Annotated in this window: 17 protein-coding genes, 2 tRNA genes and 1 riboswitch; of the genes, 6 read left to right on the forward strand and 13 right to left on the reverse strand. The window is 67.9% G+C overall.

All coding sequences use genetic code 11. The annotated features are described in order from the left end of the window. The first annotated feature begins 7 nt into the window (after positions 1 to 7). Together ATK30_RS09625 and ATK30_RS09630 are read left to right on the forward strand one after the other, a co-directional pair. The gene (locus ATK30_RS09625) at positions 8 to 916 is read left to right on the forward strand and encodes a glycine betaine ABC transporter substrate-binding protein (protein ID WP_101435283.1); all 909 of its coding nucleotides are present in this window, start codon (positions 8 to 10) and stop codon (positions 914 to 916) included. A 154-nt stretch (positions 917 to 1070) separates the two neighbouring features. Continuing rightward, positions 1071 to 1571: a MarR family winged helix-turn-helix transcriptional regulator gene (locus tag ATK30_RS09630; RefSeq protein ID WP_208637310.1), complete on the forward strand. Its 501-nt coding sequence runs from the start codon at positions 1071 to 1073 to the stop codon at positions 1569 to 1571. Here the strand turns inward: ATK30_RS09630 and ATK30_RS09635 are convergent. Continuing rightward, positions 1568 to 2056 (reverse strand): TetR family transcriptional regulator, encoded by a 489-nt coding sequence (locus tag ATK30_RS09635; RefSeq protein WP_101435285.1) that lies wholly within the window; start codon positions 2054 to 2056, stop codon positions 1568 to 1570. The genes ATK30_RS09630 and ATK30_RS09635 overlap by 4 nt on opposite strands. An 85-nt stretch (positions 2057 to 2141) precedes the next feature. On the opposite strand from ATK30_RS09635, the gene ATK30_RS47670 reads away from it, so the two are divergent. Then, on the forward strand, positions 2142 to 3269 hold the full coding sequence (locus ATK30_RS47670) for an FAD-dependent monooxygenase (RefSeq protein ID WP_208637311.1): 1128 nt from the start codon (positions 2142 to 2144) through the stop codon (positions 3267 to 3269). Positions 3270 to 3296: 27 nt separating this feature from the next. On the opposite strand, the gene ATK30_RS09645 is transcribed toward ATK30_RS47670, so the two are convergent. From ATK30_RS09645 to ATK30_RS09655, 3 genes are all read right to left on the reverse strand, one after another. Further along, positions 3297 to 3369: transfer RNA gene (locus ATK30_RS09645), tRNA-Glu, on the reverse strand. An 89-nt stretch (positions 3370 to 3458) separates the two neighbouring features. Further along, positions 3459 to 3530: transfer RNA gene (locus ATK30_RS09650), tRNA-Gln, on the reverse strand. A gap of 49 nt (positions 3531 to 3579) precedes the next feature. Beyond that, complete coding sequence (locus tag ATK30_RS09655) at positions 3580 to 4323, reverse strand: HAD family hydrolase (RefSeq protein WP_244194923.1); 744 nt, start codon at positions 4321 to 4323, stop codon at positions 3580 to 3582. Positions 4324 to 5507: 1184 nt separating this feature from the next. Between ATK30_RS09655 and ATK30_RS09660 the strand changes: the two genes are divergently transcribed. After that, on the forward strand, positions 5508 to 6746 hold the full coding sequence (locus tag ATK30_RS09660; RefSeq protein WP_101435287.1) for an FAD-dependent oxidoreductase: 1239 nt from the start codon (positions 5508 to 5510) through the stop codon (positions 6744 to 6746). 812 nt (positions 6747 to 7558) lie between these two features. Here the strand turns inward: ATK30_RS09660 and ATK30_RS09665 are convergent. Then, positions 7559 to 8329: a fumarylacetoacetate hydrolase family protein gene (locus ATK30_RS09665; protein WP_101435288.1), complete on the reverse strand. Its 771-nt coding sequence runs from the start codon at positions 8327 to 8329 to the stop codon at positions 7559 to 7561. 388 nt (positions 8330 to 8717) lie between these two features. Here ATK30_RS09665 and ATK30_RS09670 point away from each other — a divergent pair, with 388 nt between their 5' ends. Next, positions 8718 to 9923, forward strand: coding sequence for an IS110 family RNA-guided transposase (locus tag ATK30_RS09670; protein WP_037361642.1), 1206 nt, complete (start codon positions 8718 to 8720; stop codon positions 9921 to 9923). A 122-nt stretch (positions 9924 to 10045) separates the two neighbouring features. Here the strand turns inward: ATK30_RS09670 and cimA are convergent, their stop codons facing one another. The 8 genes from cimA to ATK30_RS09710 all read right to left on the reverse strand — a co-directional run bounded on the left by cimA (position 10046) and on the right by ATK30_RS09710 (position 23027). Then, positions 10046 to 11716 carry a citramalate synthase gene (gene cimA, locus ATK30_RS09675; protein WP_101435289.1) on the reverse strand — a complete coding sequence of 557 codons (1671 nt, stop codon included), beginning with the start codon at positions 11714 to 11716 and terminating at the stop codon, positions 10046 to 10048. Between the two features lie 210 nt (positions 11717 to 11926). Further along, entirely contained in the window at positions 11927 to 12907 is a 981-nt protein-coding gene (locus tag ATK30_RS09680) for an ABC transporter substrate-binding protein (RefSeq protein WP_244194924.1), read from the reverse strand. Between the two features lie 16 nt (positions 12908 to 12923). Then, complete coding sequence (locus ATK30_RS09685; protein ID WP_101435291.1) at positions 12924 to 13712, reverse strand: ABC transporter ATP-binding protein; 789 nt, start codon at positions 13710 to 13712, stop codon at positions 12924 to 12926. Beyond that, on the reverse strand, positions 13713 to 14735 hold the full coding sequence (locus ATK30_RS47675) for a FecCD family ABC transporter permease (protein ID WP_463672417.1): 1023 nt from the start codon (positions 14733 to 14735) through the stop codon (positions 13713 to 13715). A gap of 997 nt (positions 14736 to 15732) precedes the next feature. Further along, positions 15733 to 15857, reverse strand: a riboswitch (cobalamin riboswitch). A gap of 4 nt (positions 15858 to 15861) precedes the next feature. Further along, the gene (locus ATK30_RS09695; RefSeq protein ID WP_009074046.1) at positions 15862 to 16902 is read right to left on the reverse strand and encodes a 3-isopropylmalate dehydrogenase; all 1041 of its coding nucleotides are present in this window, start codon (positions 16900 to 16902) and stop codon (positions 15862 to 15864) included. Between the two features lie 263 nt (positions 16903 to 17165). Continuing rightward, a complete protein-coding gene (locus ATK30_RS09700) occupies positions 17166 to 20498 on the reverse strand; it encodes a S8 family peptidase (protein WP_167441872.1) in 3333 nt (1110 codons plus the stop codon). A 251-nt stretch (positions 20499 to 20749) separates the two neighbouring features. After that, positions 20750 to 22348, reverse strand: a complete 1599-nt coding sequence (gene serA / locus ATK30_RS09705; protein ID WP_101435293.1) for a phosphoglycerate dehydrogenase — start codon at positions 22346 to 22348, stop codon at positions 20750 to 20752. Between the two features lie 79 nt (positions 22349 to 22427). Further along, positions 22428 to 23027 carry a TetR/AcrR family transcriptional regulator gene (locus ATK30_RS09710; RefSeq protein WP_101435294.1) on the reverse strand — a complete coding sequence of 200 codons (600 nt, stop codon included), beginning with the start codon at positions 23025 to 23027 and terminating at the stop codon, positions 22428 to 22430. Between the two features lie 199 nt (positions 23028 to 23226). On the opposite strand from ATK30_RS09710, the gene ATK30_RS09715 reads away from it, so the two are divergent. After that, positions 23227 to 24072 (forward strand): TIGR03620 family F420-dependent LLM class oxidoreductase, encoded by an 846-nt coding sequence (locus ATK30_RS09715; protein WP_101435295.1) that lies wholly within the window; start codon positions 23227 to 23229, stop codon positions 24070 to 24072. Positions 24073 to 24275 lie beyond the last annotated feature (203 nt).

A 24275-nucleotide genomic window follows, 5' to 3' on the forward strand; every position in this document is an offset into this window, starting at 1 on the left:
CGAACGAGTGCGCACATCGAAACGGCTCAGCCGGATCCTCGCCGTGGGCGCCGCCGTGACGGCCCTGATCGGCCTCACCGCGGCGTGCGGCGGCCGGGAGTCCCAGTCGGGCAACAGCCAGCAAGCCAAGAGCGTCACCATCGGCTACATCAACTGGGACGAGGACGTCGCCCTCACCAGCCTGTACCAGGCGGTGCTGGAGGAAAAGGGCTACCAGGTCAAAACGCAGATGCTCGACGTCGGCCCGATCTACGCGGGCCTGGCGAAGGGCGACGTCGACATGTTCCTCGACTCGTGGCTGCCCGCGACGCACAAGCAGTACTGGGACCAGTACCACGACCAGCTCGAAGACCTCGGCGTCTGGTACGACAACGCGACCCTCAACCTCGCCGTGCCGAATTACGTGGGCGAGGTCAACAGCATCGCCGACCTCAAGGACAAGGCGAGCATGTTCGGCGGCAAGATCACCGGCATCGAGGCGAGCGCGGGCGAGACGAGCATCGTGCAGAAGGACGCGATCCCGCAGTACGGCCTCGACGGCGCGATGACCCTGCAGAACTCGTCGACCACCGCGATGCTGGCCGCGCTCGACAGCTCGATCAAGGCGAAGAAGCCGATCGTCGTGACGCTGTGGCACCCGCACTGGGCGTACTCGCGCTACCAGCTCAAGGATCTCAAGGACCCGAAGGGCGCGATGGGCAAGGGCGAGCAGCTCCACGCGCTGGGCCGCAAGGGCTTCGGCAAGGACTTCCCGGCTCTCGCCGGCGTGGCCAAGAAGCTGAAGATGTCGGACGCGGACCTCGGTTCGCTCGAGGACGCGATCCAGAAGGCCCCGAAGGGCCAGGAAAAGGCCGCCGCCAAGCAGTGGGCGGATCAGCACAAGCAGTTCGTGGACCAGGCTTTCGCCGGTCTCTGAGCCAGCACCGGAACGACCCCGCCTCCCGTTCGCCGGGACGGCGGGGTCGTTTCTTTGTGCCCGGCAGGCAGGCCGCCCGGGCGGATTCACCCTGATTCGTTGCCCAGCACGGTTATCGCGCGGATTCCGCGGCGAGATGCGGCACACTGGGCATATGTCTCGCGCGCCGATCTCTGCCCGCACCGACGCATCCGACGACGTCGACGCGGTCACCGAAGCCGTGCTCACCGCTTCCCGGCTGCTCGTCGCGGTGTCGGCGCGGTCCATCGCCTCCGCGGGCGACCTCATCACGGTGCCGCAATTCCGGCTGCTGGTGGTGCTGCATTCGCGCGGTCCGCTGAAACAGGCCGCGCTCGCCGACCATCTCGGGGTCACGCCGTCCACCGCGAGCCGGATGATCGACCGGCTGGTCGCCGCCGCGTTGGTCGCCCGGCTGGGCAATCCGTCGTCCCGGCGCGAGGTCGTCATCGAACTCACCCGGGAAGGCGACCGGATCGTGCGCCTCGTCACCCAGCGGCGGCGGCGCGAAATCGCCGCCATCGTGGAGAAAATGCCCGAATCGACCCGCCGCGGCCTGGTCGACGCGCTGACCGCGTTCGCCGAAGCCGGCGGCGAACCGCCCGCCGGGAATCCCGCCGACGCCGTCTGGGTCTAGATTTCCGCCGCCACCGCGCGAATCCCGTCGGTCACTTCTTTCGCCGACGGTGCTTCCTCCGGGTCGAGCAGCCACTGCACCATCAGCCCGATCACCAGCGCGCTCTGCACGGCCCCACCGACCCCGGCCCGGGCCTCCCGCAGCCCCTGCGCGAGATGCCGGCGCACGTCCGGTGACCGCTCCGCCCGCACCAGCGCCTCAAGCTGCGCGACCCACAACGCCCGGTGCTCGCCGAAGCTGTCGATCAGCCGCTTCAATCCCTCCTCGGACAGGTCGAACGACGAATCCGCGACCTGGCCGCCCAGCTCGTCAACCGCCGCGACCAACGCCTGCGTCAACAACGCGTCCCGCGACCCGAAGTGGTACCCGATCGCCGCGTGACTGACGCCCGCCGCGGCCGCGATGTCGCGCACCGTCGTGTTGCTCCAGCCCCGCTCGATCAAGCAGCGCTTCGCCCCGGCCAGCAGATCCTCCCGATTACCCATGGCGCGCAGCCTAGCCGATTTCTTGTCCAAATGGTTTATCCATATGGTTTACCCAAATGGACAACCTGGGGCTACGTTTGCTCCCATGGCCTCCTTGACCGTCCTGATCTCCGGTGCTGGCGTGGCCGGCGCCACCCTCGACGAGCTCCTCACGCGCTCCGGCCACCGCGTGACGATCGTCGAGCGCGCCCCTGCCCTCCGGCACACCGGTTACGCCGTGGATTTCCGCGGCGCCGCCTTCGAGGTCCTGTCCGAGCTGGGCATCCTCGACGACGTCCGCCGGCACGACACGAAAATGACCGGAACCGCCCTCGTCGACCGCGACGGCGTCCAGGTAGACCTGCTCCCCGCCGAAGCTTTCGCGGGCGAACTGGAGGTGCCGAAGCACGTCCTGAACGAGCTGCTGCACGACCTGACTGCCGATCATGTCGAGTACCGCTTCGGCACCTCGATCACGTCGCTGACGCAGACTGAGGACGCCGTGACCGCGTCGCTGACCGACGGTTCCACCGAGACTTACGACCTGGTCTTCGGCGCGGACGGCGTGTACTCGAAGGTCCGCCAGCTGGCCTTCAGCTCAGCGGCGTTGCAGCACCTGGGCCTGTCCGGCGCGGGCTTCACCATGCCGAATTTCCTGGGCCTGGACCACAGCGGTCTCCTCCGCGCCGTCGACGGCACCGCGGTCTACCTGTTCAACTCAGCGGATCCGGACCGGCTGACCGTGAGCCTGTCGTTCGGAACGTCGTCGGGAGCCCTGGACCGTCTCTCCCGAGCCGAGCAGGAAGCAGCGACGCGCGCCGCCTTCGCCGGTGACGGTTGGCATACCCCCTCCTGCTGGAGGCGATGTCGGAGGCTCGGGATTTCTACTTCAGCTCGAGCACGCAGGTGCACCTGGACCGCTGGTCGACTGGCCGCGTCGCCCTGGTGGGAGACGCCGGATACTGCGCCGCGCCGACGGCGGGCATGGGCACCTCGCAGGCCCTGCTCGGCGCTCGTTCGCTGGCCCGGCACCTGGCGGACAGTGCGTACCCGGAGGCTTTCGCCGGCTACGAGACCGAGCTCCGGCCGTATGTGGCGGAAAACCAGGCGAATGGCCGCTCCGCGGCAGCGATGTTCGGCGGTGCGCGGGAAGGGTGATCTTTCCGCTCACCAGGCGGCTCCCCATTTCCCGCACACCGAAGCTTTCCCGGTAAATACAACAAAACCCGGTTGATCTTTTGCTGATCAACCGGGCTGGCTGTACCCCCGATGGGATTCGAACCCACGCTACCGGCGTGAGAGGCCGGCGTCCTAGGCCGCTAGACGACGGGGGCTTAGGAACTTCCCCGTTTCCGGGGCGTTTCTTGCGAGAGAGAACTTACCAGAAGCGATTTCGCACTTCCGAGAGGGGGTCCCTCTGCAGCTGGGGTACCAGGACTCGAACCTAGACTAACTGGACCAGAACCAGTCGTGCTGCCAATTACACCATACCCCAGTGAGGTACTTCCCCGGTTGCCCAGGTCAGCGCCGCACGAGAAGAAATACTAGAACATCCCGCCGCGGACCGTCGCAGCGGGGGTCCCCGCCGCCCACTGGGCGGGCACGCCGACCGTCGCGTACTCCGAAACCAGCAGCTCAGGCAGCTCGCCGAGACCGGTCACAGTGTGCACCCCCTCCGGCGCGCGCTCGCCGGTGCGGCTGGTCCCGTCTCGGTCGAGCCAGACCGCGCCGAGCCCGGCGTCGAACGCGCCGATCGCGTCGGTGTCGAGCTTGTCCCCGACGTGCACCGTGCGCTCCGGCGGGCAGTCCAGCGCCAGGCACACCGAGTGGAACATCACCGGATCGGGTTTCGCGACCCCGACCTCGCCCGCGATCGCGACATGGTCGAAAAACGGCGCGAGCCCGAGCTCCGCGATTTTCTGCCGCTGATGAACCCCTGAGGCGTTCGTCACGGCAGCCAGCCGCAGCCCGGCGGCGCGCAGCCATTCCAGGCACGGAAGAACATCATCGAATAGCCGCCAAGACCGCGCCAAAATCTCCCGCCGGCGCGCCTCGAAGGCGGTCACTTGCGCGGAATCCCCGAGGATCCCCAGCTCGGCGAGGAAACATTCGGTGCGCCGGTGATGCATCACGTCGTAGCCCAGCTTCCCGGCGACGACGAGCGCGACGTGCTCCTCGGTGATCAAATCCCACAACGGCCAAAGATCGCCGCGCCCGGTGAGCGCGTGAAGGGTGCGGCGGATCGCGGCGGTGCAGTCGATCAACGTATCGTCGATGTCGAGGCACACCAGGCTCAGCTCAGGAGGCGCCCACGGCTCGCGGCCGGCAGCGGCCGGCGGGGCAGTACGAGCGCGCGACAGAGCGGCCGGGGCGAAATCCACCCCGTGAGGCTAGGGCACTCGCCGCGTTCGCAACGCGGCCAAAAAGGTGATTACCGCCGAGCCGTTGCCGCTGACCGGCTCTACCGCCGGTGCGCAAAGTGTCCGGCCGGTGACGTTCGCCACCGTCCCAGAGGGCCGAGCGGGTGAAAGGCCCTTACTCCGCACTCCCCTTGAAACTTGCCATTTCCGAACGATCTTCCCTGCCGCCCGTACCGCCACCCCTTGGCACCGCCGCCGAGAAACCCTTTCGCGGCAACCATTTCTCGCCACCGAGCCGGTGCCCAGCGCCCCCACCGTCCTCAATGCAACAACAACCACGCATAAGTTCCGCCACCGAACTAGCTCCCCGAAATCCTTTCCGGAAAATGCCGTGTCTTTCCAGCCAGATGACGGTGTCCGGTGATCCGCCCGAGATCCACATACGCGAACCACCGCCTATTACGCAAACTCCCCACATTCTGGCCCCTGTGCGGCAACGGCAACTCCACTGTCGGCACCAGCCAGTCGCACTTCCCGCTCCGCTACTGATGACACCGCACCCACCGATCCCGCCACGGTCCTCGGCGGGCATACCTGCTCACGACTCCGCCCTCGGCGCCGCTAACCCTCCCGACCCCGCCGCCTCCCGCCTCCGCAGCAACCCCACTCCCGACCTCGCCGCCTCCCGCCTCCGCAACAACCCCACTCCCGGCCCCGCCGCCTCCCGCCTCCGCAACAACCCCACTCCCGGCCCCGCCGCCTCCCGCCTCCGCAACAACCCCACTCCCGACCCTGCCACCTCCCACCTCCGGCGCAGCCATCTCCCGTCCCCGGTCTCTTCCTTCCTCCTCCTGCTCGACTCTTGTCGCCCAGCCGCAAACGCCGCCCGCACCCTCGATGCCACAACCACTTCCGCCACCCTCCGCGAAATCCGCCTCATGGCACGCCCCGTTCAGGCCATCTCTCAAGCCCTGCCCCCCGACCGCCCTCCTCTCGCATATCTCGGTCCCCTAGACCACGAACCCACCCCATCGGCCGACTTGACGCACCCTCCGCGCAAGGTGCATCCTCACCTTATTCAACAGACGATGAATAAGAGGGAGCTGGGGAAGATGACCGAGCACACGGGCTGCGTCATCGTCGGCGGCGGACCGGCAGGCATGGTGGCGGGACTGCTCTTGGCCCGAGCGGGCGTAGAGGTGGCAGTGCTGGAAAAGCACGCAGACTTCCTCCGCGACTTCCGCGGCGACACCGTCCACCCGTCCACCCTCGCACTCCTGGACGAACTGGGCCTGGGCGAGAAGTTCGAAGCGCTACCGCACACCAAAGTGACCACAGTCGGACTCCCGACCCCCGACGGCGACGCGCTGACCATCGCCGACATGTCCCTGCTGAAGGTCCCCCGCCCCTACGTAGCGATGGTCCCTCAATGGGATTTCCTGGACCTGCTCGCCGAAACGGCCCAGAAAGAGCCGACCTTCACCCTGAGGCTCGAAACCGAAATGACCGGCCTGCTCCGGTCGGGCCGCCGAGTCACCGGCGTCCGCTACCGCACCGCAGACGGCGCCGAAGGCGAACTGAAAGCCAACCTGGTCATCGCCGCCGACGGCCGCTGGTCGCTGGCCCGCCGCTCCGCCGGCCTCACTCCACGCGAGTACTACACCCCGTTCGACGCCTGGTGGTTCCGGCTTTCGCGCAAGGCCGAAGAGCAGGAAGCCACGCTGGTGCCGAGGATGCGCAACCACCGTTTCGCGGTGCCGTTGCCGCGCAAGGGCTACTACCAGATCGCCTACCTCACGCCGAAAGGCAATGACCTAAACGACGCCGGCATCGAAAGCTTCCGCCGCGACGTCATCGAGGTCTGCCCCGAATTCGCCGACCGCGTCGGCGAACTGAAGTCCATGGACGACGTCAAGTTCCTCAACGTACGCCTGAACCGCCTGCACCGCTGGCACGTCGACGGCCTGCTGTGCATAGGAGACGCCGCCCACGCGATGTCCCCGGTCGGCGGCGTCGGAATCAACCTGGCAGTGCAAGACGCCGTCGCCGCCGCGAGGCTACTGGCCGACCCGCTCCTCCGCGGCAAACCGACCGAAAAGAACCTCACCGCCGTTCGCCGCCGTCGCCTCCTGCCGACCGTCGCCGTCCAGGGGCTGCAACGCCTTCTTCACCGCCGAGTAATGGGCCCAGTAATGACCGGCCACGCCGACGGCCCCCCGCCGCAATTGATCGCGCTGCTCAAGCGCTTCCCGAAACTCGCCGGGGTCCCCGCGTACCTCATCGGCGTAGGCATCCGCCGGGAATCCGCACCGGCCTTCGCCCGCCGCCCAGCAGAACCGGCCCGCCGCTAACCCACCACCCGATCAGCCGCCAAACGGCAACGCCACGGCGCCCTGTCGGCACCACCCAGCGCCCACCGGCCAACCCCCGCCGGTGGGCCGCAACCAAACAACGACGACGCGTCTTCGCCACCCCGCGGCAACAACGCCACCGACTCGCCAACCAACCATCCGAGACCGCTCTCGCCACCGACCGGCAACAGCGCCGCCACTAACCAGCCCAGGCACCAGTCGCCACTCTGCGGCAACAGCACCAACCGTTTGGCAACTGACCATCAACGACCATTCGCCACGCACCGGCAAAAGAGCCCACCGCCCCCAGCCGAGCGCCGATCACCTGTCGCCACTAGGCGGCAGCGGCACCCGCATACTCACCAACGCGAACACCCATCACCACTCGCCACCAAACAGCAACAGCATCGCCAACTCGAGCACTGATCATCTCTCGCCACTCAGCGGCAACAGCATCACCAGCTCACGCACGCGAGCGCCGATCGCCTCTCGGCCTCTCGCCACCATGCGGCAACGACACCGTCAGCTCCCATCGCGAGCGCCAAGCCGTCCTTCGCCACTCAGCGGCGACAGCGCCGACCACTCACCAACCGAAGCGCCAGCCACCATTCGCCACTCAGCGGCAACGGCCCCGCCTGCCCACTTACCCCGGCACCAGCGTCCGCTCGCCACTCAGCGGCAACAGCCCCGGTGCCACCGCCCGAGCATCACCCCGACGGCCAGAAAACCTGCCTGACCAGGGATTCGCCACTCAGCGGCAACACCCGAACCGACCCGCCAGCCACTGTCGCCGCAAAACGGCAACGGCCAGCTCAGACGTCCTGCACCGGGTTCGTCAGGGTTCCGATGCCATCGATCGTGATGGACACCGACTGCCCGTCGACGATCGGACCGACCCCCTCCGGCGTGCCGGTCAGGATCACGTCGCCGGGCAGGAGCGTCATCACGCGCGACACGAACTCGACCAACTCGGGCACCTTGTGCACGAGGTCCGAAGTCCGGCCGTCCTGCTTCAGTTCGCCGTCGACCTCGCTGCGGAGCGCCAGGTCGGACGGGTCGATGGACGTGTCGATCCACGGGCCGAGCGGGCAGAAGGTGTCGAAACCCTTCGCCCTGCCCCACTGGCCGTCGGACTTCTGCAGGTCGCGCGCGCTCACGTCGTTCGCGACCGTGTAGCCGAGGATCGCGCTGGCCGCTCGGGCCGCGGGCACGTTCTTGACCGGCTGTCCGATGACGATCGCGAGTTCGCCCTCGAAGTCGACGCGTCCGACGTCCGACGGCCGGCGGATCGGAGCGTTCGGCCCGACCACCGTCGTCGACGGCTTGATGAACAGCATCGGCTCGGACGGCACCTCGTTGCCGAACTCCGCCGCGTGCTTCGCGTAGTTCCGGCCGACGGCGATCACCTTCGACGGCAGGATCGGCGCGAGCAGCCGCACGTCGGCCAGCGGCCAGCGCTTGCCGGTGAAGTTCGGCTGGCCGAACGGGTGTTCCGCGATCTCCAGGACCTGGGCATCGTCGCCGTCCCCCTCGATCGAAGCGAACGCGACACCACTGGGATGAGCAATACGAGCTAGACGCACCGCACCAGTCTACGTACCCCCACCGACTGTCGCGCACCCCGAGCGTGCGCGACTGTCCCCCTCGCTCCATTCCACGCGAACGAAGCCCTCGCACCAGCTGACCGGCCGCGACCTGGCTGGCACGAAGGGACCCTTCACACCAGCAAGAAACGACCCCCCGTTACCTTTTTCGTAGCTCCTGATCAAGGAGTTCGTGGTCGCCAGGCCCGGCATGACTGAGTCCCCCAGTCGCGTTCATGATCCGGGGGGTGGTGTCACCGGGTTTGGTGGCATCGAGGGACCGCTGATAGGGACACGGCCGCCCGCTGGGTAGGTCTCGTCGTAACGTGGCTGCCGGCCTTTGATGCTCGACTGGTGACCATGCACGACAAGACGGAAGATACCTTCGATGACCAGCGAATACGCCGTGTTCCTCGGCTTGGACGTCGGCAAGGGCGAGCATCACGCGGTCGGTCTGGATCCGGCCGGGAAACGGCTGCACGACGCTCCGCTGCCCAACAGTGAGCCGAAGTTGCGGGCGATGTTCGACAAACTCACTGTTCACGGCCCAGTCCTGGTCGTGGTGGACCAGCCCGCCACGATCGGCGCACTGCCCGTGGCGGTGGCCCGCGCCTGCGGGCACGAGGTGGCCTACCTGCCAGGGCTGGCGATGCGCCGCATCGCCGACCTCTACCCGGGCAACGCCAAAACCGACGCCCGCGACGCCTATGTCATCGCCGACGCCGCCCGCACCCTGCCCCACACCCTGCGCCGGCTCAACGTCGACGACGAAGCCCTGGCCGAGCTGGACGTGCTCGTCGGATTCGACGACGACCTCGCCGCCGAAGCGACCCGGGTCAGCAACCGCATCCGCGGCCTGCTCACCGGCATCCACCCCGCCCTCGAACGCGTCCTCGGCCCCAAAATCAGTCACTCTGCCGTGCTGGAAATCCTGTCCCGCTGCGGCGGCCCTATCGGGATCCGCAAGGCCGGTTGCCGCAAACTCGCGGCGATCGCCACCACCCACGCCCCACGCATGGGCACAAAACTGGTCGAGGACATCCTCGCCGCACTGGACGAGCAGACCGTCACCGTCGCGGGCACCGCCGCCGCGGACAAGATCCTGCCCAGACTCGCCGACAGCCTGAAAACCGTGCTGCAGCAACGGAAAACCGTCGCCGCCGAAGTCGAGGAGATACTCGATGCACACCCTCTTGCCCAGGTCCTGACATCGATGCCCGGCATCGGCGTCAGGACCGCCGCCCGCATCCTCCTCGAAATCGGCGACGCCTCCGGTTTCAAAACCTCCGGACACCTCGCCGCCTACGCCGGCATCGCCCCGGTCACCCACCGCTCCGGAACCTCGATCAAGGGCGAACACCCCGCCAGAACAGGCAACCGCAGACTCAAACGCGCCTTCTTCCTCGCCGCTTTCGCAGCCCTGTCCGACCCCACCAGCCGGACCTACTACGACCGGAAGAGAGCCGAGGGCAAGAAACACAACGCCGCGCTGATCTGCCTCGCCCGCCGCCGCTGCGACGTCCTGTTCGCCATGCTCCGCAGCCGCACCAACTACCGGCACCCCGAACCGACCAGTACCCCCGCTGCCGCTTGACAACAACATAGGGACACCCCCCCGCACCGCCCAACGCGAACGGCAACCAGCCTTCCATCTGTGAGCCGCGATACCCGCCGCACGAACACCGCCTCTCAACGCGGCACGTCCGGAAAGCTCGATCACCCACCCACTGCAGCCACCCCCAGCTCAGGCACCGACTGCTCCCGCCCTGACGCGACAGTCAGGCTCTTGTGGACCAACGCGTCGCACAACGCCAGCCAGCTGGCCTCGACGATGTTGCCGTGCACGCCCACCGTCGTCCATTCGTGTTCGCCGTCACTAGTTTCGATAAGCACCCGCGTCACGGCGTCCGTACCTGGGTTCGACGGCAGGATCCGCACCTTGTAATCGGCCAGCTCCATGCTGTCCAACCAGGACAGATACGGCGTCAACGCCTGGCGCAGCGCCGCGTCGAGGGCGTGCACCGGGCCGTTCCCTTCCGCGGTCGCGATGACGCGCTCGCCCGCGACGTGCACCTTCACCGTCGCCTCGGAAATGACCTCGCCATCCGGGCGGTGGTCCAGCACCACCCGATAGGACTCGAGCTCGAACGGCGGCGGATCCGACTTTTCGCCGGAAACCTCCTCGACCTCGCGACGCAGCAGCAGCCCCAACGAGGCGTCGGCCGCTTCGAACGACCAGCCCTCCGATTCGAGCTCCTTCACCTTCCGCACCGCGTTCGTGAGTGCGTCGGGCCGGCCGGCAAGGTCGACCCCGAGTTCACGTCCCTTGAGCTCGAGGCTGGCCCTGCCGGCCATCTCAGTGACCAGTACTCGCATGCCGTTGCCGACAGAAGACGGATCGATGTGGTTGTACAACAACGGATCCACCTTGATCGCGCTCGCGTGCAGCCCCGCCTTGTGGGCGAAAGCGGACGACCCGACGTAAGCCTGGTGGGTGTCGGGTGCGAGGTTGGCGATTTCGGCCAAAGCATGGGAGACGCGAGTGAGCTCGGCGGCTCCTCCGGTCGGGAGGACCTCCATTCCGAGCTTGGTCACGAGGTTTCCCGCCACGGCGAACAGGTCGGCGTTGCCCGCCCGTTCCCCGTAGCCGTTCGCGGTGCACTGCACGTGCGTCGCGCCGGCCTGTACCGCGGCGACAGAGTTCGCCACGGCACAGGAAGTGTCATCCTGGCAATGGATTCCAAGCCGGAATCCGGTCTTTTCCTTGATTTCGCCTACGGTTTCGGCAAGTCCCAGCGGCAGCTGTCCACCGTTCGTGTCGCACAGCACGAGAACGTCCGCGCCAGCGTGCGCCGCCGCGTCGAGCACCCGCAGCGACGTTTCGGGAGAGAAGGTATAGCCGTCGAAAAAGTGTTCTGCGTCAAGGAAAACGCGGCGTCCTTCGCCGACGAGGAACGAGACCGTGTCACGCACCATCGCACACGCCTCGTCGACGTCGACCCGCAGCGCCCGCTCGATGTGCCGAAGGTCCGATTTGGCCACCAAAGTGATGACCGGAGCCTCCGAATCCACCAGCGCCCGGACCTGCGGATCTTTATCGGCCGCAGTCCCCGCCTTGCGCGTGGACCCGAACGCGACGAGCGCGGCGTGCTTGAGCGACAGCTCTCCCTTGGCCGCACGGGAAAAGAACTCCGTGTCCTTCGGCAGCGCACCCGGCCAGCCGCCCTCGATGAACCCGACACCCAGCTCGTCCAACAGCCGCGCGACGGCCAGTTTGTCCGTGACGGAGTAGGTGATTCCTTCACGCTGCGCACCGTCGCGCAAAGTGGTGTCGTAGAGGTGGAAGGCATCGCCGAGCGGCGTGCCAGCGGGTTCCGTGCGGGTCACGGTGTTCTCCTTGTGGCGGGGCAGAACCTTGTCCAGGCAACAAAAAAACCTCCCGCATGGGTGCGAGAGGTTGCGCGCCGGTAGCTCTTGTGGAGCTTCTATCCGGCGCGCAAGGCAATAATGACGGAGATGGCGGTCATGTCGGCCATCATGCCACAGCTTCGCCCGGCTTCCAAGCGCCGGGCGAAGCGTCCCACCTTCTGAGAGCCGTCAGCCGGGCAGGTTCGCCAGGTAGCGGCCGAATTCTTCGACCGCGGCCGCGTTTCGCGGCCCCTCTACCAAAGCCGCGTACGGCAGCGCGAAGAAGCGCCCTTCCTTCACCGCCGGGATGTCGCGCAGGCCGGGACGCGAGCGGAGGAAGTTCTCCTTGTCGGCCACGCTGCCGACCTCGCCGCCGTAGTCGTTGATGAGGATGACGTCGGGCGCGCGCTGGATCACGGCTTCCCAGCTGACGGTGGTCCAGCTGTCGTTGAGGTCTGCGAAGATGTTGGCGCCACCCGATTTGGTGATGATTTCGTCCGGGCCCGCGTTGCGTCCGGAGGTGAATGGCTGGTCACGGCCGTCGTCGTAGAGGAACACCTTGGGCTTCGGCCGTCCGGTCGGCACCGCGTTCGTGACAGCGGCGACGCGTGCGCGGTACTCTCCGATCAAACGTTCTGCACGACCACTGATTCCGAAGATTTTCCCCAGATTGCGCACGTCTGTGTACAGCGCGTCGAGCGGCCGCATGATGCCCCGTTGCTTGCCATTGCCGTTGCGGCACGCCTCGGTGAGCAAGTAGCTGGAGATGCCCAGCTTCGCGAGGGAATCCGGGGTGAACCCGGTTGCCTCCGAGAAGCCGTAGTTCCAGCCCGCGAACACGAGGTCCGCTCCCGCGCCCTGCACCACCTCGCGGTTGATCTTCTCCGCGAGCTTGGGCACCTTGGCGAAATCGGCTTTCCACGGGGAAGAGGCAACGCCACCGGACTGTCCTTTGTCGACCACGTAACCGGCCATCCGGTCGCCCAAGCCGAGCGCGAACATCAACTCGGTGATGCCGATGTCATTCGTGACGACCCGGGAAGGAGGCTTGGATACGGTCAAGGAGGAACCACAGTTGGTCACTGTCACGGGATACCCGGCCGGGGCAGCCCCACTGTCCCCTTCGGACACATGAGCGCCGCATCCGGTGGCGACGAGGGCGACCGTCACGATCAACGCGACTGTCCTACGCATGAGTGTCCTCCTGAGACTCGAGCAGGTCGAACAACAACTGCGGACGCCCCGTGGCGGGGTGCGGCACCACATGCCCGCGCACCCCGAACACGTCGGCGAGCAAAGCAGGCGTGAGCACCTCAGCCGGGGTTCCGCTCGCGACGAGGCGGCCAGCATCGAGCACGTGCACCACGTCGCACACGGCGGCGGCCAGGTTCAGGTCGTGGAGCGCGGCCAGCACCGTCGGCCCGCTGGTGCGAGCGAGTGCGAGAACTTCGAGCTGGTGCCGGATGTCGAGATGGTTGGTCGGCTCGTCGAGCACCAGGATTCGGGGCTGCTGCGCGAGTGCGCGCGCGATCAGCACGCGTTGCCGTTCGCCTCCGGACAGCGTCAGCACGCCGCGATCGGACAGGTGTGTCAGGCCGACTTGAGCCAGTGCCTCGGCGCACAACCGGTGGTCGGCCGCGCTCATGCGGTCGAGCAGGCCGTGATGCGGCATTCGACCCATCGCCACCACTTCGGCGACGGTGAAGTCGAACTCCGCATGCGCTTCCTGCGCGACCGCGGCAATCGCGCGCGCTCGTTTCCGCGGTGCCATGCCGTCCACCGGCTGGCCGTCGACTAGCACCGCTCCGGCTGACGGCTTGAGCACTTGGCAGACGGCCCGCAGAGTCGTCGACTTTCCGCTGCCGTTCGGGCCGAGCAGGCCGACGAATTGGCCTTGCCGAGCTTCGAGGGTCACGTCGTCGATCAGCTTGCGCCCGGCCGCGGTCACGCTGACGCCGTTGAGCGAGAGGTCCATTCACGCGCCTCCGAACACATAGGAGCGACGGCGCATCAAGAACAGGAAAGCCGGTACTCCGACCGCCGCGGTAAGCACCCCGATCGGCAACTCCTCGGGTGCGGCGAGCACCCGCGCCGCGACGTCCACCCACACCAGGAAAACCGCGCCAGCCAGCGGTGCCACGGCAAGCACCCGTCGATGATCAGCACCGACGATTAGCCGCACCAGATGCGGAAGGATCAGGCCGACAAATCCGATTGCCCCGCTCACCGCGACTAGGACTCCTGTCATCGCAGCGCAAACGATGAAGAGGAGGCCCCGCAGCTTCCCGACATCGACGCCAAGAGTCGTCGCCGCTTCGTCGCCCATGGCGAGCGCATTGAGCTGGCCGGCCAGCGCCAGCAACAACAGAACCCCGCCGACCACCACGATCGCGGCGATCGGCAGCGTGCCCCAATTCGCGCCGGCGAGGCTGCCGAGCAACCAAAACAGTGCCGATCGCGCGGCCTCGCCGTTCGGCGCTTGGTAGACGATGACCGTCGTGATCGCGAAGAACCCGTAAGACAACGTCGTTCCGGTGAGCACCAGGCGCAGAGGAGTAAGCCCTTGCCTCGTACGGGCGACTAGGTAAACGATCAACGTCGCGGCGAGCGCAGCCACGAACGCCCCGACCGACAACGCATAGATCCCGAGCGACGCGAAGACGCCGAACAACGTCACCGCTGTCGCGCCGACGGACGCGCCAGAGGAAATCCCCAACACATACGGCTCGGCGAGCGCGTTGCGCACCATCGCTTGAATCGCGACGCCGACGGTCGACAACCCGGCACCGACGACCACGGCGAGCAGAACACGAGGAAGCCGAAGGTCCCAGATGATCCGGTACTGCCCGACCTCGTCCGCACCGATCGTCCCGCCGAACAACCCCGCGCGGAGAAAGGACCACGTGTGAGTGACCGGTACTGCCACCGTTCCGATCCCTACAGCGATAACGATCGACCCGAGCAATGCCACCGCGAGTCCGAGGAGTACCGGCGTCAACGGCCGTCGCCGCTGAACGGCAACAGCCCCGACCTGGGATTCGCCACTCAATGGCGACGCAACCCGCTGCCCTTGGGATTTGCCGACCCGCGGCGGCGCAACCGCCTGCCGCTGGGATTCCCCGACCCTCGACGACGCGACCCGCCGACTTTGGGATTCGTCGATTCGCGGCGAAATGTGCCCTTCGCCCGAGGATTGGTCATCCAGCGGCGCGACAATGCGAGCGCCGATGTCAGGCAATCCACAGGTAGGCGAGTAGTCGGCCTGCGGCTCGTCGATCGGCGGCTTGCCGTGGTGCACCGCGTTGCCGCGAAACGGCGAATCGACCCTCGCGGGAGAAGCATGCTGTCGGCTCGAGTCGCGGGTGGCACCTTCGCCGTTGGATGGCGAAGCCTCCGAACCACCCTCGCCGTTCAGCGGCGAAAGACCCGAAGCCCCGTCACCACGGGATCGAGAACCACCCGACGCAACGTCGCCGCCAGACGGCAAATCATCCCCGCCGCCGCTTGAACCCGAACGATCCGATGCACTGTCTCCACCGAGCGGTGAAACATCCGGAAAGCCCTCGCCACTCAGCGGCGAACCGTCAGGAGCACTGTCGCCGCTGGATGGCGAAAGGTCAGAAACGTCCTCGTCACCAGCAGGCGGAGGACCAGAACCACCTGCCAGCGAGCCGCCACCGGAGAGCGCCGAGGCGCTCTCGCCACCCAGCGGCGAAAGAGAGCCATCCCCGAGAACCGCCGCCGAATCATCCCCGGCGGCAGGCGGCGAAACGCCGCCAGAACCGCCGTCACGAAAAACCGGCGAATCCTCAGCCCCGCCAACCACGGGTCCAGTACGAGCAGAACGCCCTTCAGACGAAGGAGAAGGCGAAGGCGAAGGCGAAGGCGAAGACACCACCGGCGACGACCCAATCAGAACATTGGGCCCGCAAAAGACGGCAGCCGCCGGCGGCGGGAGTGTCGTCTCCCGCAGACCACGACGGGAGGGGACGAGGTTCGAAGAACGAACCCCCGCCGGTATCGGGCTCGCCTTCGGCTCCGGAGAGGAGCCGAAGGCCTACCGTTGCGGGTCAGCGCCGGATTTCGACCGGCTTCCGCGGCGGGGGTCCGAAAAGCTCAGGCGGTCAGCCGACCTGGCGCACGTTGGAGGAGACCAGCGCCGCGAGGCGGTCGCCGATCGCCTGGGTCGCGCCCGGCGACGACTGGTCGCGCGTGGCGAGATCGAACGCCACCGAGGCCTCGATGCGCCGCGCCGCTTCCTTCTGGCCGAGGTGGTCCAGCAGGAGCGACACCGAAAGCACCGCGGCGGTCGGGTCGGCGAGGCCCTGGCCGGCGATGTCCGGCGCGCTGCCGTGCACCGGCTCGAACATGCTCGGGTTCCGGCGCGTGATGTCGAGGTTGCCGCTGGCCGCGAGGCCGATGCCGCCGGTCACCGCGGCCGCGAGGTCGGTGATGATGTCGCCGAAGAGGTTGTCGGTGACGATCACGTCGAACCGCGACGGGTCGGTGACCAGGTGGATCGTGGCGGCGTCCACGTGCGAGTACGCGACGGTGACGTCCGGGTGCTCCAGCGAAACCTCTTCGACGATCCGCGACCACAACGAACCGGCGTGCTCCAGCACGTTGGTCTTGTGCACCAGCGTGAGGTGCTTGCGCGGACGTTCCTCGGCGCGGTTGAACGCGTCCGCGACCACGCGCCGCACGCCGAAGGCCGTGTTGACGCTGACCTCGGTGGCGATCTCGTGCTCGGTGTCCTTGCGCAGCAGACCGCCGTTGCCCGCGTACGGGCCTTCGGTGCCTTCGCGCACCACGACCATGTCGACGTCCCCGGCGTCGGCCAGCGGGCCGCGCACCCCGGGGTACAACCGCGCCGGGCGCAGGTTCACGTGGTGGTCCAGCTCGAACCGCAGCCGCAGCAGCAGACCGCGCTCGAGGATGCCGCTCGGCACCGTCGGGTCGCCGACCGCGCCGAGCAGGATCGCGTCGTGCTGGCGCAATTCGCCGAGCACCGACTCCGGGAGCAGCTCCCCGGTGGCGTGCCACCGCGAGGCGCCGAGGTCGTAGTTCGTGATCTCCGCCGCCGGTGCTACCTCACCGAGCACCTTGAGCGCCTCGGAGACCACCTCGGGCCCGATCCCGTCCCCTGGGATCACCGCGAGCCGCATCCACACACCTCCGTAGCCCAGGCCACCGGGCGCACCGATGGCCCATTCGCACAAAAACGCCAGCAGCGGAAGGTTACCGGCCGTAGACAAGGTGCCGTAGCCGCACCACCCTTATGCCGCATCCTCCCACAGGGTGAGACACCCGTTCGGGCGAACGGAAACGGGGGCTTGCCCAGGCCGGACAGCCTTGGCAAGCCCCCGCGTCTCGCTATGCGGCCACTTCCGCGGCGCGCCTCAAGTTCCCCTCAAAGGGTGAACCGGGGTCAGCCGCGCGGCACCTCGGATTCGATCCGCACGACCGAGGCGCGCTGCCCCGCCACGTTGTGGTGCTCGATCGCCAGCAGCCCCTTCGCCTTGTCCCCGGCGACCGCGGCCTTGTTGCGGTTGACCACCAGTGCCGTACCCGGCTTCGCGACATAACCCAGCGCCGCGTCGCCGCCGCCCTGGACCGAGAACGCCGGCGCGAGCACGTCGAACGACAGCGGAGTGCTGACCTGGTCGATCAACCCGTTCGAGGTACCCGGCGCGACGTAGTACCCGGCGGTGCCGACCGTGTAGCTGATCCGGTGCGACGCCGCCTTCGGGTCGATGCCGAGCGCGGCGATGCTGACCGGCAGCACCATCACGTTCGAGTCGAACACGTTGGTGTCGACGTCGCCGAGCTGCCCGTTGATCGCCTGCAGGTCCACCGACGGGTTGCCCGGTTTGGTCAGCGACACCGTGTTGACGAGCAGCACGTCCGACCCCGTCGCCTTCGTCACGAAGGTTTCGAAGTCCGGCTTGCCGTCGCCGGTGGTGTCGATGTCCACGAACGGCACCGTGTTGCTGCCGAGGTTCGCGAAATCGCTCCAGGTTGTGATGCCGAACGCCAGCATCGCGTTCTCCGGCTCCCCCTGCGCCTTGGCGAGCGGGGCTGTCGACGCCGCGCCGACGTAGCGGAGGTCACCGCCCTTCGCGGTGCGGTTGAGAGTGCAGTCCGCGGTGACGTGCGCGTCGCATTCCGGCAGCTGCGGCGATTCGGCCTGCAGTTCGAGCACGCTGATCAACGACCGGTACCGCTGGGAACCGCTGCCCTGGTCGATGCCCTTGCCGCCGAGGTTCAGCACGGCCTGGTCGGCGTTCGCGCCGAAGCGCACGCCGCCCGGGGTGGTGATCGCCGATACCGGCTTCGGAGCCGAGTACACCGCCACCCGCAGCGGAACGGTCGCGCCGTTCTTCGGGGTGAACGCGACGCGACCCGAAGCGTCAGCCACGAACTGCCGGGCGAGCCCGGCCTGCGAAGCGGCCATGGTCGGGTCGAGAACCTTGCGCAGCGCCTTCGGATCGGTGATCTTCAGCGTCACCTTCACCGTCGCGACCCCGCGCGGGTTGAGCTTCACCGAGCTTTTGTCCACTGTGTACTCGACACCGGGCAGGCTGTTGACGGCCTCGTAGCCCACCGAGTACTCAGCAGCCTTGACGCCCTTATTGACCACCTTGATCGTCTTGCTCAACGTGACCGGACCAGCCGCCTCGACGGTGCCGAACGTGACGCTCACCGCGCCCGGGTCGTCCTGCACGTACGCGAGAACCTGGTTGTCCAGCGCGGCTTTCGCGTCGATCCGGCCGGCACCGACGCGCTGCGGGCCGTAGGTGTGGCCCGCGCCGTCCGTGATGTCGTGCACCGCGGTGCCGACGACGTCGGCCTTGACCTCCTCGACGCTCCAGTCCGGATGTGCCTGGCGGACCAGCGCCGTGATGCCCGACGTGTGCGGCGCGGCCATCGACGTGCCCGAGAGGACCAGACGCGCGTTGCCGCTGCCGCGGAACGCCGATGTGATCGTGTCGCCAGGCGCGGCGACGTCCGGCTTCACCGACGGACCGCGTCCGCCGCGCGAGGTGAACGAGCTGGGAGTGTCCACGATGGACTGGTCGTACGTCTGCAGCGTGGTCCGCCCGGCTCCGTACAGCCGCACGGTGAGCGTGCCCGCGGTCAGCCCCGCCCGCACGGCCTGGGTGGCCTTGCCGGTGAGCTGGAACATCGGAACCGCCGCGTTGCCCGCGATACCCGCGCCGAAATGCTCCACAGTGGACGAAAGCAGCACGCCCTTGGCGCCCGCGGCCTGCGCGTTGTTGGCCCGCGCGGCGGAACCGCACGGCCGGGTGGCGTCGTTGTCGTCCCACTCGAGCCAGACGATCTTGCCCGCGGCCTTCGCCTTGTCCTCAGCCGAATAGGCGGTGCACCCGGCGTTGTTGCCCGCCGAAATCGGCACGACCGGGGCGGTGAGGTCGAGGGTGTCGTAGCCGGTGTACTCCTGGCTGTACTGGCCCGGCTGCTGCCCCGCGGTCGGCGTCTTGACCTCGATCGCGTCCCGCAGCTCGCCCGCGTCGCGGCTGCTGGCCACGGTGAGCGCTTCCGGGGTGTTGCCCGGCGAACCGGCGATGTCGTTGATGTCGCCGCCGTTGCCCGCCGAGATCACCGGCAGCACGTTGTTCTGCGCGAGCTTGCGCACGAACAGCGAGTCCGGGTCGTCCGGGGCGCCGAAGTCGCTGCCCAGCGACAGGTTCACGACGTCGAGATGGTCGGTGAAGTCACCGTCGCCGTCCGGGTCGAGCGCCCAGTCCAGCGCCTGCGACGTGACGTTCGTGGAACCCTTGCAGCCGAACACCTTGATCGCGTAGAGCAGAGACTTCGGTGCGGTGCCCGGCCCGATCCGCATGGCGTCGAGCGTCTTTTTGCTCAGTTTCTTGTAGTCGCCGGTGAACGTGCTGCCGTCGGCGTTGACGCCGAAGCCGCCGATCGTGCCCGCGACGTGCGTGCCGTGTTCGCCGCACGCGATCGGGTTGGGGTCCGGTTTGGGCGTCGGCGAACCGGTTTTGCCCGCCGAGTCGTAGTCGTCGCCGACGAGGTCGGTGCCGCCGACCACCTTGGCGTTCGGGAACAACGGCGACGGCTTCGTGCGGTCGACCGCCTTGTAGGCCTCGGGCGTGCCAGGGCCGCCGAAGTCGGCGTGGGTGTAGTCGATGCCGTCGTCGATCACGCCGACGCGGATGTTGTCGCCGAACTTGCCGGTTTTCTGCCAGCTGGCAAGCGTGTTGGTGAGCTGTTCGGCGCTGGCGTTGGTGCGGTTCTTAGGCACGACCGTGCGCACCGACACGACGTCCGGCCGTTCCGCGAGCTCGCGGATCTTGGCCGCGTCGGCGGTGACGACGGCACCGGGCACCGCGTTGGCCGTCTGCGTGACGAGCTTCGTGCTCGCGTCCGCGGACCGCAGCTGTCCGACCACGGAGCTGACCGCGGCGGCGACGTCGGCCTTAGCCGCCTTCGCTGCCTGCTTGGCCTTGCCCTTGCCCTTGCCCTGCTCCTCCTTGAACGCGTCCACCGCGGGTTTCTTGGCCAGCTCGACGAACGCGGTGATCTGCCCCTGCGCCGCGCTCAGCCGGGGCGAAAGCTTGCCCTGGACCTTGCTCGCGTCGACCTTCGCCGGAGCGACCGGCTCGGCCAGCGGCGCGCTCTGCGCGGACGCCGCGGGCACGGCGACGGCCGCCGCCAGCAGCACCGCGGAACCCACGACCACCGAGCGGGCAGCCCACCCGGGCAACCGGGTTCTGCTCATGAGTAACCCCTTCTCGAGGCCCGGATCACGAACCTGCCCGCGCTCCCCCTTCGCGCCCCCGACGGTGAGCACCGGCGCCGCGCCGTGCTCTCACGGCGCGTGGTTCAGCCTCGCGGCAAGAACCTAGCTGTCCGAAACACCTACTTTCGTGCGGAAAATGGTCTGTTACCCGAATGTTGCCGGTCTGGGTGAACGACAGAACGGCCCCTCTCCCGGAGTCCGGGAAAGGGGCCGTTGCGCGAAATCGGCGACTAGTTGAAGTCGACAGCGCGGATGGTGTGCGCGCCGACGGTGGCTCCGATCGGCTCGAGCACGTTGGTGTCCACGTGCCGGTCGACGCGCAGCAGCATGATCGCGTCGGAGCCGTCGGTGCTCTGGCTGATCTGCGCGGCCTCGATGTTGATGCCCGCCTCGCCGAGCAGCGTGCCGACGCGGCCCATGACGCCGGGCCGGTCCGGGTACTCGATCACCAGCACGTCGCCCTCGGCGCGGAGGTCGAAGTGCCTGCCCTTGACCTCGACGATCTTCTCGACCTCGTCCTTGCCGGTGACCGAACCGGACACGGTGAGGGTCGCGCCGTCGCCGTGCACCGCGCGGAGCGTGACCAGGCTGCGGAACTTCGGGCTCTCCGATTCGGAAACCAGCTCCGCCTGCACGCCGAGTTCCTCGGCCAGCCGCGGCGCGTTGACGAAGGTGACCTGGTCCTCGACCACGCCCGCGAACAGCCCGCGCAGCGCGGCCAGCTTCAGCACCGCGGTGTCTTCGCTGGACAGCTCGCCCTTGACCTCGACAGTCAGCGACGTCGGAGCCTTCGGGTTCAACGCGGTCAGCACCTGGCCGAGCTTCTGGGTGAGCGCCAGGTACGGCCGCACGTGCTCGCCGACCGAGCCGCCGCCGGACACGTTCACCGCGTCCGGCACGAAGTCGCCGCGCAGCGCCAGCAGCACCGACCGCGCCACGTCCGTGCCCGCGCGGTCCTGCGCTTCGGTGGTGGACGCGCCGAGGTGCGGCGTGACGACGACGTTCGGCAGGTCGAACAGCGGGCTCTCGGTGGTCGGCTCGGTGACGAACACGTCGATGCCCGCGCCGCCGACGTGGCCGCTGCGCACCGCGTCGGCCAGCGCCTCCTCGACGATCAGCCCGCCGCGGGCGGCGTTGACGATGATCACGCCCGGCTTGGTCTTCTTGAGCGCCTCGGCGTCGATGAGGCCCTTGGTCTCCGGCGTCTTCGGCAGGTGGATGGAGATCGCGTCGGCGCGTTCCAGCAGCTCGTCGAGGGTGACCAGCTCGATGCCCAGCTGGCCGGCGCGCGCGGCCGAGACATAGGGGTCGTACGCGATGAGCTTGGCCCCGAAGGCGGCGAGCCGCTGGGCGAACAGCTGGCCGATCTTGCCGAGCCCGACGACGCCGACCGTCTTGCCGTTGATCTCGACGCCAGTGAACGAGCTGCGCTTCCACTCGCCGCCGCGCAGGCTCTGGTCGGCGGCGGGAACGCGACGGGCGACCGCGAGCAGCAGCGCGACCGCGTGCTCGGCGGCGGAGACGATGTTCGACGTCGGCGCGTTCACCACGAGCACGCCGCGCTCGGTGGCGGCCGGGACCTCGACGTTGTCCAGGCCGACGCCCGCGCGGGCGACGACCTTCAGCTGCGTGGTCGCCCCGAGCACCTCGGCGTCGACCTTGGTAGCGGATCGGACCAGGAGCGCGTCGGCGCTCTTCACCGCCTCGAGCAGCGCGGGACGGTCGGTGCCGTCCACGTGCCGGACCTCCACCTCGTCACCGAACACACTCAGCACGGAGGGCGCGAGCTTCTCCGCGATGAGGACTACGGGTTTGCTGGGCTTGGTCACGATGCGGCTCCCACTATCTGGTCACGAAATCGAGGACGCTCTCTCGCGGCGCACGTCGTTGTGCCCGGACTCGCGGAGTTTAACGCGGTGCACCGACAACCCGCTGCCCCCGCTGTTCACTTGTCTGTAATCCGGTGAAGACAAGCGCCATCAGGCGCTCTGTACCGCCTTCTCCCGGAAGGTGGGATCCGGCCCAAGAAGCACCGTGCAGCAACAAAAGCAGCTCTCGGACAGTCACGTCGGCGCGGAAAACGCCGGCCGCTTGCGCCCTGTCCACTAGGTGGGACGCGGCGTCCTTCATCGCTTCACAGGACGCGTGCAGCCGCGACTCCGGATCGTCGAACGCGTCGGCCAGTATTTCGGTAAGGCCGCGGTAAACGGCGGACGTCTCGCCGAGGCCGATCAGCCAGGTGTACAGCCCGTCGAGCGGATCCTCGGCGAGCAGCAGCTCGCGCGCCTTTTCCGCCTGGGTGTCGAACCGGTCCCGCAGCAGCGTCTCGATCAGGTCTTCCCTGGTCGGAAAATGGCGATAGAGGGTGCCGATCCCGACGCCGGCACTGCGGGCGACGTCTTCGAGCGAGGCGTCGACGCCGTGTTCGGCGAAGGCGCGCCTCGCTTCGGCCAGCAGGCGTTCGTAGTTGCGGCGGGCGTCCGCGCGCATCGGCTTGGCGTCGGTCATCTCGGCCGGAGTTTATCCCGTGACAAATCGGAGGACGCCTCCGTATAGTAACCGGAGGCAGCCTCTGGTTCTGGGGTGCGTCCTCAGTGGACGTTGGCTGCGCCGGGATCGACGCCGCGCTCCGCGGCCAGAGAACTCTCATGGAGTCTGTTGTGGATTTGTTCGCGAAGCTTGACGCCGCCGCACACGGCGGTGCGCGATGACGGTCGGAATCTGGACGTTTTCCTTTGACGGCGAGAAAATCAGCGAGGTTCGTGCGGCTGCCCGTGAGGTCGAGTCGCTGGGTTTCACCGCGCTGTGGTTCGGCGAATACCGCGGGAGGGAGGCGTTCACGCAGGCCGCGTTGCTGCTCGAGGCGACCACGACGTTGACCGTGGCGACGGGGATCGCACGGTTCTCGGAGCGGTCGGCGGCGACGGCTGAAGCTGCTGGACGCACGCTGGCGGAGGCGTATCCGGGACGATTCACGCTCGGCCTCGGCGGGCATCGCTCGGGCGGCGAGGGTACTGCGCTGCAGGACTATCTCGACGCCATGGACGCGGCGGACCTGCACTTTGCCGCTGGCAGCGCTTCCGGTTCTCGGCCGCGTCGGCTTCTAGCCGCTCTCGGGCCCAAAATGCTGAAACTCGCCGCGACCCGAGCCGACGGCGCACACCCGTACTTCGTCCCTCCTGAGCACACGGCGTTCGCTCGCGAAACGATGGGACCCGACGCTTACCTTGCTGTCGAACAAGCTGTCGTCCTCGACGCGGATCCAGTGAAGGCAAGGCAGATCGCTCGCGAACACGTCGCCGGATACGTGCGGCTGGCCGCACACCAACGGACGAATCTGCGCCGCCTCGGCTACACCGAAGAAGATTTGTCCGACGGGGGCAGCGACCGGCTCGTCGACGCGATCGTGGCCTACCGAAACGAGAACGAAGTCGCCGACCGAATCCGCGCACACTTCGACGCCGGCGCGGACCACGTCTGCATCCAGGTTCTGGGCGACGGACCAGAGATCCCGGTGGACGGCTGGCGTCGCCTCGCCCCGCTGGTTCTCTGATTCTGCGGTGGGGCTTCCCACGAAAGCCCCACCCCGGTTGGTCGCCAGATATCTCCGCCGTCTGCAGACCACCGGGCCGACGCGTCGTCGCCGAAGCTCTCGCCGGACGTCGGAAACCCCCTCCCACCAGGGATTCGCCAATGAACGGCGAAACCGTCCATCTCCTGCATACAGCCACTTTTCCGCTCGTCGAAGGCATTCCA

The organism is Amycolatopsis echigonensis (assembly GCF_002846615.1).
Lineage (GTDB): Bacteria > Actinomycetota > Actinomycetes > Mycobacteriales > Pseudonocardiaceae > Amycolatopsis > Amycolatopsis echigonensis.

What these genes read in the sequence shown, in the direction of transcription:
- ATK30_RS09660 (WP_101435287.1), top strand. Translation starts at nt 5,508, where the DNA reads ATGACCGAGCACACGGGCTGCGTCATCGTCGGCGGCGGACCGGCAGGC.
- ATK30_RS09710 (WP_101435294.1), bottom strand. Translation starts at nt 23,027, where the DNA reads ATGACCGACGCCAAGCCGATGCGCGCGGACGCCCGCCGCAACTACGAA.
- ATK30_RS09695 (WP_009074046.1), bottom strand. Translation starts at nt 16,902, where the DNA reads ATGCGGCTCGCGGTGATCCCAGGGGACGGGATCGGGCCCGAGGTGGTC.
- ATK30_RS09700 (WP_167441872.1), bottom strand. Translation starts at nt 20,498, where the DNA reads ATGAGCAGAACCCGGTTGCCCGGGTGGGCTGCCCGCTCGGTGGTCGTG.
- ATK30_RS09635 (WP_101435285.1), bottom strand. Translation starts at nt 2,056, where the DNA reads ATGGGTAATCGGGAGGATCTGCTGGCCGGGGCGAAGCGCTGCTTGATC.
- ATK30_RS47670 (WP_208637311.1), top strand. Translation starts at nt 2,142, where the DNA reads ATGGCCTCCTTGACCGTCCTGATCTCCGGTGCTGGCGTGGCCGGCGCC.
- ATK30_RS09715 (WP_101435295.1), top strand. Translation starts at nt 23,227, where the DNA reads ATGACGGTCGGAATCTGGACGTTTTCCTTTGACGGCGAGAAAATCAGC.
- ATK30_RS09670 (WP_037361642.1), top strand. Translation starts at nt 8,718, where the DNA reads ATGACCAGCGAATACGCCGTGTTCCTCGGCTTGGACGTCGGCAAGGGC.
- ATK30_RS09630 (WP_208637310.1), top strand. Translation starts at nt 1,071, where the DNA reads ATGTCTCGCGCGCCGATCTCTGCCCGCACCGACGCATCCGACGACGTC.
- ATK30_RS09685 (WP_101435291.1), bottom strand. Translation starts at nt 13,712, where the DNA reads ATGGACCTCTCGCTCAACGGCGTCAGCGTGACCGCGGCCGGGCGCAAG.